Raw genomic sequence first — 12,919 nt, 5'->3', positions numbered from 1 at the left:
CAAGCGCGATCTGGAGGGCGCGAGGTGGAAGAACCCGAGATTCCTGGCAACGCCAATGGCTTCGCACCGCACTCTCCTGGTTTGGAATCCGCGGTCGCCGACAACCCCGCCGTTCGCAGTGAAAGCCTCGTTCAACCGGTGGGTGGGCGGGGGGAATCGAAACGTTAGGCTTGATGAAATAAAGCGAAGCGTAGGTATCTCCTCGCTATTTACCGGAATTCGCAAAGCGGACTTGGAAAGGCAGGGAATTCTTTTACTTGATGATCCGGTGGGCCTGATCCATAAGCAAACCAATGCCGGGCTTTTGGGGCGAGAGACACCCTGGAAACTTGGCGCCGGCGAAGAAATCGTACCGGTATTCAGCCTCTGTGCTTCCCAGCACGTTAGACGCCCGCGCATCGTCGAGTTGGTCGAATCGAGTGGTCTCGAACCTACGGCTTGGGTGGACGCGTTTATTTTTACGCCGCTGCTTTACCAGGCTTACTTCCTTGGAATGACCGTAGGGGTCGTGGGGGAAATGCACGAGCAGAACATCCTCATGGAATTGCGGAATGGAATTCCCACAAAGCGGTTCTGGCACCGCGACCTGGGGGGATTCCGGCTGGATAACGACTTACGTCGTCTCGCCAATAAAGGCCTTGAAGCGCTTCCCAAACACATTCATTTGGGGGACCTGGGAAAACAGTGCGACATACTTCACCAATGGCTTCGTATGTACTTGCAAGAGTCCATGGGGTACGCGGTTCGCGTCGCACTGCAAGATTATTTTGAAATCCCCACGGATGATTTTGCGGGCGTCTTTAACGCCAGAGCAGGCAAGCTTCAAAATCTGATCCTGTCCGCAAGTGGGATCCGCACGACCAGGAATTTCGAAAAAGATTTTGAGCGGTATCGAGAGCGCAAGATACCAATACTTACCTGGCGTTGGAAAAATCTGGAGGAAGCACTTCGAGCTAGTGGACCGTTGAGACCTCGCCGTAAGCTTTAGACGAATGCTTTGTCACCGGGAGCCTTGCTCCAGGTGACAATCTTCAGGAGCTTGTGGGCCACTTATATCTTGGGAGCTTCGCAGCTTATTAGCCGTCCAGCAGAGGCTCGCATCTGCAAATCTTGTAAGTTGGAGATGAAAGAAAACAAGGATAGCGACGAATCGGCAGTCCGGGTGATTTCTTCGAAGACGGCCACCGACATTCGCTTGCTCGTGCTCGACATTGACGGCACGATTATTGACGATTCGAATCGCATCCGGGACTCTGTCGCCCAAGCCATCGCTTCAGCCAAACGCCGCGGAGTAGCGGTGGCCATTGCCACAGGCCGTTTGTATCAGAATTCCCTGCACGCACATAATTCCATCGGTTCAACATTGCCTTTAATCTGCAATGAGGGGGCTCTGATCCGGGAACCTAAGACTGAAGTCGTTCACCGTCACTGGCCCCTGGAACGTCGCGCCGTAGCTCAGGTGCTGGACTATACGGAACAACCAAGCCTGAACGACCGCGTATCCGTCCAATTCTATGTTCAGCACGATTTGTATATCTCGAATCTGAATGAGGCATCGATTAAGTTTTTTCAAGGATCAAAGGTTGCCCCAATTGTCGTGAGTGATTTACGGCAATTGCTGGATCGGGCGATCACGGAAGTGATCGTATTGAGCGATGAGTTCGAAGTGATCGCACGCCTCGCCGGCCTGATGAACCATTCGCACAGCCGAATTCGAGTGAAGGAATATAAATCAATGGCCTTCCTTAAAATATTCCATCCGGCCGTAAACAAGCGACTGGCGGTGAGCTATCTCGCTCAAGAAATCATGTCTCTTCGACCGGAAAATGTGATGGCCATTGGGGACGACTTCGCCGATATTGAAATGCTCCAATATGCCGGAATTGGAGTCGCGATGGGTCACGCGCCATTGGAGGTCAGGGCCGCTGCTGATTGGGTAACCACAACGTTCGAAGAAGATGGGGCAGCCCGGGCCATCGACAAGTGGATACTTCAACCCACCCAAGCTAGCCGCAGTTCCTAGGCGGGCTACCAGCCGGCTTTCTTCGCGGACACGTTCATGATTTGTAGCACAGACTTCAGTCTGTGATGACGCTCACGAATACACAGACTAATCTGTGCCACACTGCGTTCTTATTGACTCAAGAGCCCTTCAGCAATCAGCAAGTCAACTGTCGCTCGCATAGATTTTGAGTTAGTTCGATTCCTTGCGTTGATGTTGTACCAGAGCGCGGTCTCTGTAGTCGTATTGTCTTTCGTCATAAATGAGCTGTTGTCGGAATGACAACTAACTCCATTCGCAATTCTCATGAAGTTGAACCAGACATCGTCATTCGTAGGACACGTTGCCTTAATCAAATCATCATCGAACATGATGTTTCTGGTCTTGTTGAAAAACGAAGGATGGTAAGCAACGCCCCCTTTGCCAAGATGAAAGTTGTATAGGTAGTTGGAAACCGGATAAGCGAAGTTCTCATAATTCAGCCCGCGAATATCACCAGGGTCGTGAAGCGTTAACGCCCAATTGCTTGCACAGCATTTGTATCTGTTGAAATCGTCAACCAGCTTTTCCACCAGCGTCTCGGTATATACCGTGTCGTCATCAATCGTGATAATCAGGCAATCCTCATCAAACTTCTCCTCCAGCAGTGGTAGCAATTTACGAAAGGGTCCTGTGTTCGGACACCAGCGTAGTTCGAACCGCGGATTCGATTTCACGAACTCTGAAAGCTGCGAATCAGTCGTTCCGTTTGTGAAGCCTGAATCCAATAGATAGGGAGTTTCTGAAAGGAAGATAAAACAACTGTCAGGCAATTCGGTTTGAGCGGCGATGCTTTGTAACGTTTCAACGACTCTGATTTCATTTTGCTTTATGGTGGTAAGCGACAGATAGACGTTCATACAGATTCTCTGCGGCAAGAGTACTCAGCTATTCATGGCCGCAAATACAATCGGATTTTCGGCTACGTAATTGGGAGCAGCCCATTCGTGGGTGCCTCGACGAAAGCGCGGAGCGCTTCCGCACATCAGGCGGCATAGCCGAATTCCGTACGACCGACCTTGAGGTCAGGCAGATTCACGCAGATTCTTCTCGTACCACCTGTTGGTTCCAACACTCTTCGACGATCTGAGCGTATTCCTCGCGCTCCAGGCCTCTGGCCGTTGAGATTTGTTTGGGGTGTAACCGATAGTGCAACTCCACGGTTGGCAAATTGTGAATTTTCAGGCCCGCATTAACCACCCTCAACCATAGTCCCAAATCCTGAGCAATGCGATAACTTGGATAGCCGCCCAGATTCATCACTTCATGACGGCGAAACATAGCGGTGGGGTGGTTTAGAAACCAGATTTCCGATGTGCTCCGTTGATGCTTGATGTACTCGTCCGTGACCTGCTCCGGATGCTCGATTGGGTCGAGTAACTGTTTGGTTCCCCAATCGATCGCTTGCATTTGAGTCCCGAGCACAGTCACGTCCGAGTGAGTCCGCAAATAGTCAATTTGCCGCTGTAGCCGCGTCGGCAACATTTTGTCATCGGCGTCCATCCGGGCCACCAACTTTCCCCGGCATCGGCTCAGTCCTAAATTAAGAGCCGGAGCGATGCCTTGATTCTCATCGAGTCGCAGGAGGACGACTCTGGGATCACTGGCGATGCGATCAATCTCAGCGATTGTTTCGGGTTCTCGCGATCCATCATCCACCAGAACCAGTTCCCATTCGCGGAAAGTTTGCGCCCGGATCGACTCCCAACATTCAGCCAGGTAGGCCGCCGGCGTTTCGAAAACCGGTATCAAGATCGAAACTTCGCAGCGGAGAGCTGCCGAGAAACTCCCACTGTGCGCAGCGGCATGTGGAGTACCATCATGTCCATTAAGAACCGATTCGCGCCCCTTGTGCCCTGCCTCGGAACGTACAGTTGCGTCATCTAACTCTCGCAGCCGGGCGAGCAACTCGGTATCCTCGCGCGCGTAGAAGGGCACCTCCCCACAGTTGTACCTAAGCCCGGGAAGATCTCGGGCGATCAAAGGCAAGCCCGTCGCCATCGCTTCGAGTGCGGCATAAGAGCCAGTTTCACCCTGGGCAGCGTCAGTAGGAATCATCACTGCGTCCAGCTGGCGCAGCGCCGATGGCATCTCGCCGGGCGTTACGTCGCCCGCAAAATCGATCCAGGAGAGTCTCGCAAGCTTCTCTTTCACGAATCGTTGATAGCCGGTGTCGAGCCCATGCCCGATGAAGCGGATCCGCCACGGCCCCGGTTGCCATGCGAGCAGGGCATCGATGAAAGAGCGTGGAACCTTGTCCTCGTGCAGACGTCCGACTATCCCACAGACCAGGTTGGCGTGCGTCCGTTTGGTGGGGTGAAACTCGCGAGTATCGATTTGGAGTGGTAACACTTTGAGTGACAACTGTCGCCAGTGCGAATGAATTTCGCTTGAGTCAAAATTCGAAAAGACCGCTGCCGGCGTGACATGTTTTGGCGGCGCCTCTCGCAGAGAATTAGTGCAATGGAAGATCCAAACTTGCGGGCACTGTGAGCTGATCCCGTTTTCATTATTCGGCTCGTGATGCACCAGCAAGTCCGGCTGCAGGGCCGAAATCAGACTTAGGATCTGCGGCCTCACCAACTCGGAATGGACCGTCGCTCCGGCGAATGCAAACGGCCCGCGCGCGCCGACCGTGAGGATGTGCGTATCCCAGCGGTGGGCTTCGTGCGAACACCACAGGTCGAGCATGCGTTGAGCGCCGCCCACGGTAAGGTCCCACGGCATGAGATGAATCAATCGTGGACGGCCGTCTCGCGGCCAATGCTCCGGGAGCTGTTGTGCCATTGATCGCTCCGAAAAGTCTTAAGCGTTCGCGCCCAATTCAATCCGCCGACGAAGTTTATTTCCCCACCGCTCCTCCACCGGCGTTTCAGGAAAAATGCCGTTTTCAATTATTCCGCTGGTACCATCCGCACGAGCCACGGCCGATCGGATGGCTTCGACCCATTTATCGACCAGTGGCCTCAACGAAACTTCATGCCTGGTCCAAACGGACCAATAGTCGTCAGCGCCAAATAATTCTGACCATAGGCCATAAAGGCTTGCCCGCTCGGTGGTCGTCAGGGGGACTGGCAGTGCGTGGGGAAGTGACTGCAAACAATGGTGACCGCCAACTTGTTGATAAAGAGTGCTGACACCCTGGCTGATCGACTCTGCGGCAGCCAAACCGAAACCTTCCGTAATACTGGGCAGCACCGTGCATGACGCGTTGCGAATCGCGACGGCCAACTCATCCTGCGTGAGCCATGGCAACCAGTAAATCGGCGCGTTGTGAGACGGGCTTTCCGACTTAACTCCCTGCGCGGGTCGCCGCACCGCCACACACGCGATTTTGTGCTCGCGCAGTCGCTCCGCAATCGCTGCGAAAATGCCAAGACCTTTGTCTACCGACGGCCGGGCCGGGAAAAGAACATAGGGTGACGGAACGTTTTTCAGCTTCTCCAGATTTGAACTCTGAATCACTTTGTTCTGCGAATTCTTCTCGACCTCCGGAAGGCACCCCAGGGACTCGACGGTGAGCACTCGATTTTCGGCCGTCGCGACCGTGAGTGCTTGCTGCAACTCTTTGAGTTGGTCAGGCCATTCGAACTCTTGCGCGTCCTTTAAGATACCCTGGCTCGTGACCACGATATCGGCCATCTTCACGGCAGAAGCGAGCAAGGATCGGGACGGGAGCACTGCGCGTTGATCTTTCAAAAAGTCACAGATTGGCGGGTCGTAAAGACTGTGAAGCCAAAAGACTGACGGCTCGGGCGAACGCTTCCCGTTCCGCAGGACGATGAACCCTGCGCCTTCGAGGCTGTGAGCAATGAGCGCGTCTGATCCGCCGTTGTTTCTAATCTGCTCCTCAGCCACCAGCGCAGCACGACCAAACTCTCGGCATTGCACACCCCGGGGAGCACGAAGGAGTTCGGGCGGCATTTTCAAGAGCATCGGCTTCAGCAAAGGCGTGATGTTCTGACCGGGGCGAGCGTCCGTACAATCCGGTAAGAGAACCCTGGTGACAATCCCCAGCTGCGTCAACTGGTCAGCCAGCCGTCGAATTGCATACGCGGTGCCGCCCTGGGTGTAAAACGGATCTAACTCCCAGGAGACCATGGTCAACGATTTCACAATCCGCTCCTCAATGATGCCTGATCGCCGAATACCCGAAAGAACCGATCTAGTAGCCTGAAGCAGAATCAATGTCCGGCGTGAGATGGACTTTTCACGTGCGATTTTTCCGAAATCGAGTTGTCCAAGTTTAGCATGATCCATGTCAATCATCCCCCGGGAAAGTAGGCTGAATCTGTAGTTGCTGGTTGGAGTATTCTTAGCTGGGAGAATTACATCGGGGGGGGAGAGTTTGCCACCCATGAGTGACAGCTTTCAGGATCCCTCTTATCTTTGGCTCGCGTCGACTTTGGTTTACCAGACCGCTAATGCATCGCTGTGTCTGACGAGGCGGAAGAATCAAGCTTACTACTCAAATGCATCTATGAACTTGAGTGATACACGGTCTTGGCAGAGAATCCCTTATAAGACCAAGGATGTAATCGCCGGTGGCGCCATCATTCACTTTGGCTCCGCCAGGCGTGGCGCTTTCGAATCGGGACCGGAAATCGTTTCTGGCCGGCGCACTCGTGGTGCTGCGGCGAAATGTCTGGAGTACACCGCCGATAAAGATCAATGAATCTCTCAATAGCCCTGTGCACTTATAACGGCGCTGCTTATATAAAAGAGCAGCTCGAGAGTATTGCTGCCCAGACACGGACGCCGGACGAGCTGGTCATTTCGGACGATCAGTCGACTGACGACACGCTCAGGCTGGTGGAGGAGTTTGCGGCCACCGCCGGTTTTCCGGTGCGCCTTTCAGTCAACGAATTAAACCTGGGTACCGCTAAGAACTTTGAAAAAGCCATAAGTCTTTGCCGCGGCGATGTGATCCTGCTTAGCGATCAGGATGACGTCTGGCACAGCGACAAGCTCGAATCAGTTGAGCGAATTTTTGAGGCAAAGCCTCATCTCTCGCTGGTCTTCTCGAACGCCGAGCTCCTCGATGAAACGCTCAGGATCTTTGACGAGACACTTTTTGACCGGCTTAATTTCAACGGTCGAAAGCAAAGGTTGATGAAAAGCGGCCGGGCGCTTGATGTTCAGCTGCGCGAGAACCTGATTTGCGGTTGTACGGTGGCATTCCGCGCAAACCTCAAGGAACTGGTCTTGCCGATTTCCAGCCATGGTCCGTTGGTTCACGATGGATGGATTGTGTTACTCATTGCGGCCGTCGGCGAAATCGATTTCATCAACCGGCCGCTGCTGAAATACCGGCAACATTCGACCCAACAGTCTCGCGTGACCAGGACCAGGGGCTGGTACGAGATCATGACTTCTTCCGAAATCGATCGCGCTAGTTGCGTTAGGCAGGCCCATCAGCTGAACGAAGCATTCGAACGCCTTACGGCGTACGGCCTCAGCCAGGATAAAGAGAGGCTTTTGCGCGAAAAGATAGTGTTTTTGCATAAAAGAGCAGACCTGCCTGTCCCGAAATTCAGCGTTGGCGTACAGTAGGAAAGAAGTTATGAACCGTCGCGACCACCGCTTTTGAGAAGGCTGAGTAGGCGTGGCCAGAGAACGTCTCGCCTGAGAATTCCAGCACTCTGTCCGGTTCAGAATTTCCCAATAGACGCCGGCTACAACTCGAATTCTTTTCACGGTCCCACTATGTCAAAGGCAGCTGACGTATTGACTAGCTACGGCGATGACGACCTCACGTTCTTCGCGCTGGTTTTTCAAAACTACGAGGCGACGGCAGAGTGCCTGAAGGACTTGCGCAGACATTATCCGGCGAGCCGCGTCATCTTACGCTCAGACGGGGATGCGGATCCTCGCTTTCCGATCCTGGCCCGGCGTAACGGAGTCGACTTTCGCGCAGAGTCACGATTATTCACTATCGAGAATGGTGGAGCCGTCATCGAGCGCATGCTCGATCTATTCCTTGAAAAACCAACCCGATACTTGTTCAAGATCGATCCCGACACCGTCATTCATCGGCGCTTCCAGTATTTGCCGGTTCGCAACGGATTGTTTGGAACGCTGCAATTAGAGCACGAGAGCCCATCCATTCAGGGCGGATGCATGGGCTTCACTCGAGGTGCCATAGAGCAAATCCTGCAATCGCAGATGTTGAGAGATCCTCGCTTGAAAGAGCCCGCCAAATTTATCGATGACTCACCTTATTTCTTTCGCATGGCGCACCGCGCCCAGCGCTGTGGGTTAGCCAGTTTTGACTGGATCGTGCCGTGGATCGCCACTGAATTGGGAATTCCGCTATATCCCTTTGACGAGGTAAACAGCGGCTGGCAACAGGCGCCTCCGAATCCTGAAGAGCGTTTCGCAGTTACCCACCCTCGCGGCAGATTCAGTTGAACGCCGTATCGCCACCAGATCGCCACCAGATCGCCGCTTGTGGTGATCGACTGAATTGCAGAGAATGCACTCCCTCTGATTCAGCTCATTGATCCTCGAAAACAGATCTCAACTCAAAAGGAGTTCACTCATGGCAAAGCCAGCTTTAGCACCAGTCCCCAACTACCAATGGCAGCTCTTACAAAATTCCCCGGCAGCAAGCTCCAGAACTGACGATATTTGGTTTTTTGACGAAAAGGTCGGCTGGCTGATCAATAGCAGCGGTTACGTCGCCATGACGGATGATGGCGGGCAATACTGGCATCAAAAGTACTTTGTCTATCCGGGCTTGCCCAGCCTTCCCTATCTGCGTTGTATGAGTTGGGGGAGCCGGAAGGTCGGCTGGTTCGGTTCAGTCACTGGTTTGGATGTGGATCCAAAGCCGACGCCGGATCAGTATCTACAGACCTTGTTGTATCAAACCAACGATGGCGGCGAGACCTGGAACCCTTTGTTAAATCTTCCGAAGGGATCGCCCGCCGGGATTTGCGGTTTCCACGCAGTTAATGAACGTGTGGCTTACGGTTCGGGCACCAATGACCCTGGTTTGCCGGGTCCCGGGATTATTAAGACAACCGATGGCGGCGCTACATGGAAACTCATTCCCATGGAGAAACATGCCGATAACCTGATCGACATTTATTTCTTTAATGAGAAGGACGGATTCGTAGTTGGCGGTAAGAACGTGGCCAAGTGTCCAACCGACAATCCGGCGTACCCCCCGCCAAGGTTTTCCAGATACGGCCAACTCGTCCCGGTGGTTCTCAGAACCCGCGATGGGGGAAAGACCTGGACCAACACGGCTGCAAAAACCAAAGGTCTTCCATGTGGCGAGTGGGGATGGAAGATACAATTTCTCAACGAAAAAATTGGTTTTATCGCACTGGAGAATTTCCGCGACGCCGCGATTCTAAAGACGACAGATGGCGGCGAAACCTGGGTCCGAAAACACGTGGCAGCGTCTCAGGAAGATATGCCGCCTATCAACAATGACATCGAAGGCATCGGCTTCATCGATGAGAAGACGGGGTGGGTTGGCGGTTGGGGTGACGACTTTAATGGTTTTTACAACAGCTTTACTCAGGATGGTGGAGAAACCTGGACCCGACAAGACTATAACCCTGTTAATCCCGGCGCCGGCGACCCGAGATACCGGATTAATCGATACCGGTTCATTGGACAGCCGGTAACGACTGGCTATTGCTGCGGGCAACAGATATTCAAGCTCAGCGTTAGCGGGAAGAAGTCTGCATTTGGCAAGAAGACTGCTTTCGGAGCGCTATCGGAGTTTGCGACAAAGCCGGACCGCATCGAACCGGCTCACAGTGGTCAGATTAATAATCCAGCCGCACACCTACAGGATGCGGGACTCTCAATGAATTCGCTGCCGGGATTTGAGATTTCCCAGAAGCGAACTGAGCAAGGGGAAATCGAAATCAGCTACACGTTGCCCCGTGATACTCCGAACGTGTTCATCGGGCTATGGAACAAGTTCGCGTTTCACGTTAGAACGCTGATCAAAGAGCAGTCGCAAACCAGCGGGCGGAAGACCGTCATCTGGGATGGCAAGGATGATGCCGGCAACCCTGTCGGCACCGGACTGTTCATTTGCCGAATTTGTATTGATGGCGAAGTCGGTGACAGCCAGATGATCCGGCTCCAAGGTGCGTTCTAGGTCCGCGCTAGCTTCCGTTGTGTGATAATTTTGCCGGATGGTTATCGCCCGTAAGCCATCCGGCAGGCCTGCGTCGCCCCGCAAGTCAGCAGGCGGTACGGTCGCGGTCCTGGAGTGGCAAGCGTGGAAGGGTTTCCTGATTACGCATGTCCTCGGCGCCGAGGCGGTGCGGATCGAGACCGATCCCTTTCACGAGTTTCCCGCCGCGGAATTCGATCGCATTTGCGATTCAGTCACCACCGTCTGTTTCCAAATTAACCTGTCCGTTCGCAGTCGATTGCCGCTGGGAACGCGCGCACTAACTAGTCGCTTTCTCGAACGAGGCGTCTATGTCGTGAATGGACTGGTCCAGGACGTGCGGAAGTCGACGCTCCACGCGCACCTTGAAGCCATCGGGCTTCCTTCGCCAAAGGCAGCGCCATCCGGTTCCGCTGACGAAATTCTGTTCGTTAAGACCAACCTTAACTACGGCGGCGAATTGGAAAGGTGGCTGCCAGCGGAAAGCATCGCCGCCGGCGGATTGACGGACCTGGTCTCAGCTGAAGTCGGAGCCTACCGCTACAAAACGGTGAAGCGCGGCAATCTTCACGAAGGCGCCTGGCAGGACCCTGCCATTGTGGTTGAAAAATACGTCGCCAATGAGGAGGACTCGTTCTATCGGGCTTACTTTTCCGGCCAGCAAGTTATCATCGTCAAGGCTTTTGCTCCGGGCATCATCAAGAAACTAAGGCACGATCCGCGCGACACGAACTTTGTGTCGGATCTCAATCATCTAAAAGCCGGAACAGATGGTTTATCGATCAGTGCGAGCTTAAAGCGGGATGTGGCCACCTTTGTCGAAAACACGCCGGTTGAATTTGGCTGCATCGACATCGTGCATGACGGCGAGGACAATCATTACATCATCGACCTTAACCTGACCCCTTATGCCGGAACGAGACCACACGATGGCTTTTTGACTAACTTCCTGCGGTCCGGGATCACCGACGCGCCGCAACGCAAACCTGCCGTTTCGATTCGTACACCGCTGGCCTGAAAGATCGAGCAACAAAGATCAGAAACAAATGCATTCCTGCCAAACGTCGGCGAGGCCGGGTCCACTATCTGGCGGAGCTACGAAGCGCAACGCAGAGTCTTTTTGATGGCCGCTCACCATCAGGTTCGGATAGTCCGCGATATCGTGAACGTCGAAGTCAGGTCGAGCGTAGCGAGCCGTAAAGCTCAAACGCGGAAGCGCGGTGGGATTGCAAGGAGAATTATGAAGCAGGTCGTCAAACAGCATGAAGTGTCCTGCGGGCATTGAACAATCGACGATAGGATCAGATTCGCCTGGTATTGCCGCGAGCTTGAAGGTGCTCCAATAATTGCTGTCGGGCGGCACGGGAAAATGCTCGCGCGTGTGCGTGTGACTGCCGCTGATCACGCGCAGCGCACCGTTCTCCGGCGTTGCGTCGTCGACCGCGAGCCACATCGTGATCCACCCTCTCTGCACTTCCCAAAAGTAGGACTCCTGATGCCAAGGGATCTCGAGACCGCCCGGCGGCTTCGCGAAGAACTGTGACTTGAACAACATCACGTCGTCACCGAGGATTTGTTTAATGGGACGAATGATTTGCGGAAGGGTGCACAGTTCGTAAATCAGCCGGCGGTCGAGATGCCGGTCAAACTCGAGCTGAGCTTTCAGGGGGAACCCTTGATGGCAGGGCGCCGTCGATGGAAGCGAGAGCACATCCTGCAGGGCGGCCCTGAGCGGTCCCGCTCGTTCAGCCGGATAGAGTTGAAAGTCAGTGAGCAAGCCCTCGCGCCGGAATTTTTCCAATTCAAGGGGGGTCAGAGACCGCACCGGTACGCTGTCCTCGTGACGCTTCACTGCGATCAATGCTCCTGAGTGTTGGCTGGCGTACGCCGCGGCCGGAGAAGAAGACTAAGCTGAGCCCACCCATCAACAAACGGTCTAAGATTCATCCAGCTAATCTCGAAGCGGGATCGGAAAAGCGCGATCAGCGGATCGGGGGCCCAATGGGCAACCGGAACCTTGCGCGGCGCACCGTCCTCATCGAACATCATATGGCTGTCATGAATTCTCTCTTGCGACTCCTCGACCACGGTCACCATCATCATCATTGCGCCTTCCGGATGCAGTACGCTATCCAGGGCGGCGAGGGCATCGGGCACTAGTTTGAATGGGATATGTACCAGGACGTAGGAAAACCAAATGCCATCGAACTGCTCTCCCAGAGTTGGCAGATCCAGCAGGCTCATCTTTATCGTCCGTGCTTCCGGACACTGTTCCCGGTATAGCCGCAAGGCTTGCTCGCTCACGTCAATCCCGGTGACCCGATACCCACGATCGAGCAGCTGCCGCGTGTCCCGTCCTGAATGACACCCCACATCAAGAATTGTCCCACCCGGCTTGACGGCCGCTGCGAAATGCCGCCATTCCTCACCTTCCAGGTCGTCACGTCCTTTCCAGGCCTTAGCGTAGTCGAACCAGCCGTCGTCATAGACCTTAGTCACAGCGGCTAGAAAGTCAGCGTCCGTGGTAAATGAATGGCTACGCTTCATCGGTGGGTTCCGTGACATCAATTACCAACGCCAAATCGACGCGGCTGCGCTACCCGGAATGCGTAAGCCCAGGTCTGCTAATAGGTCCTTTTCAACTTGATGACGAACCGGTTCCGGTTACAAGGAGAAGTCATGCAGATCATGTTCAACGATACGTCGAGTCCCAAAGTCGCGGCGACCGCTTCATT

11 protein-coding genes are annotated in these 12,919 nt (G+C 54.2%); 6 read left to right on the top strand and 5 right to left on the bottom strand.

The features are described from left to right. Nucleotides 1-118 precede the first annotated feature (118 nt). Nucleotides 119-988, top strand: a complete 870-nt coding sequence (locus VFX97_12275) for a ferric iron reductase (GenBank protein ID HEX5703971.1) — start codon at nt 119-121, stop codon at nt 986-988. 135 nt (nt 989-1,123) lie between these two features. Beyond that, on the top strand, nt 1,124-2,023 hold the full coding sequence (locus tag VFX97_12270) for a Cof-type HAD-IIB family hydrolase (protein HEX5703970.1): 900 nt from the start codon (nt 1,124-1,126) through the stop codon (nt 2,021-2,023). A gap of 110 nt (nt 2,024-2,133) precedes the next feature. On the opposite strand, the gene VFX97_12265 is transcribed toward VFX97_12270, so the two are convergent. From VFX97_12265 to VFX97_12255, 3 genes are all read right to left on the bottom strand, one after another. After that, nucleotides 2,134-2,901 carry a glycosyltransferase family A protein gene (locus VFX97_12265; protein ID HEX5703969.1) on the bottom strand — a complete coding sequence of 256 codons (768 nt, stop codon included), beginning with the start codon at nt 2,899-2,901 and terminating at the stop codon, nt 2,134-2,136. A 175-nt stretch (nt 2,902-3,076) separates the two neighbouring features. After that, nucleotides 3,077-4,828: a glycosyltransferase gene (locus VFX97_12260; protein ID HEX5703968.1), complete on the bottom strand. Its 1,752-nt coding sequence runs from the start codon at nt 4,826-4,828 to the stop codon at nt 3,077-3,079. An 18-nt stretch (nt 4,829-4,846) separates the two neighbouring features. Then, a complete protein-coding gene (locus tag VFX97_12255) occupies nt 4,847-6,301 on the bottom strand; it encodes a glycosyltransferase (protein ID HEX5703967.1) in 1,455 nt (484 codons plus the stop codon). A gap of 411 nt (nt 6,302-6,712) precedes the next feature. On the opposite strand from VFX97_12255, the gene VFX97_12250 reads away from it, so the two are divergent. From VFX97_12250 to VFX97_12235, 4 genes are all read left to right on the top strand, one after another. Further along, nucleotides 6,713-7,594, top strand: coding sequence for a glycosyltransferase family 2 protein (locus VFX97_12250; GenBank protein HEX5703966.1), 882 nt, complete (start codon nt 6,713-6,715; stop codon nt 7,592-7,594). 153 nt (nt 7,595-7,747) lie between these two features. Then, nucleotides 7,748-8,452 (top strand): hypothetical protein, encoded by a 705-nt coding sequence (locus VFX97_12245; protein HEX5703965.1) that lies wholly within the window; start codon nt 7,748-7,750, stop codon nt 8,450-8,452. A 130-nt stretch (nt 8,453-8,582) separates the two neighbouring features. Continuing rightward, nucleotides 8,583-10,166: a hypothetical protein gene (locus VFX97_12240; GenBank protein ID HEX5703964.1), complete on the top strand. Its 1,584-nt coding sequence runs from the start codon at nt 8,583-8,585 to the stop codon at nt 10,164-10,166. A gap of 37 nt (nt 10,167-10,203) precedes the next feature. Next, on the top strand, nt 10,204-11,202 hold the full coding sequence (locus tag VFX97_12235; GenBank protein HEX5703963.1) for a hypothetical protein: 999 nt from the start codon (nt 10,204-10,206) through the stop codon (nt 11,200-11,202). Between the two features lie 18 nt (nt 11,203-11,220). Here the strand turns inward: VFX97_12235 and VFX97_12230 are convergent, their stop codons facing one another. Both VFX97_12230 and VFX97_12225 read right to left on the bottom strand, forming a co-directional pair. Beyond that, nucleotides 11,221-12,036, bottom strand: a complete 816-nt coding sequence (locus VFX97_12230) for a phytanoyl-CoA dioxygenase family protein (GenBank protein ID HEX5703962.1) — start codon at nt 12,034-12,036, stop codon at nt 11,221-11,223. 5 nt (nt 12,037-12,041) lie between these two features. Beyond that, nucleotides 12,042-12,749: a class I SAM-dependent methyltransferase gene (locus VFX97_12225; GenBank protein ID HEX5703961.1), complete on the bottom strand. Its 708-nt coding sequence runs from the start codon at nt 12,747-12,749 to the stop codon at nt 12,042-12,044. Nucleotides 12,750-12,919 lie beyond the last annotated feature (170 nt).

This window comes from Pyrinomonadaceae bacterium (assembly GCA_036277115.1).
Lineage (GTDB): Bacteria > Acidobacteriota > Blastocatellia > Pyrinomonadales > Pyrinomonadaceae > UBA11740.
The sequence above is the reverse complement of the archived record's forward strand: the minus strand, read 5'-3'. Positions and strand labels throughout refer to the sequence as shown.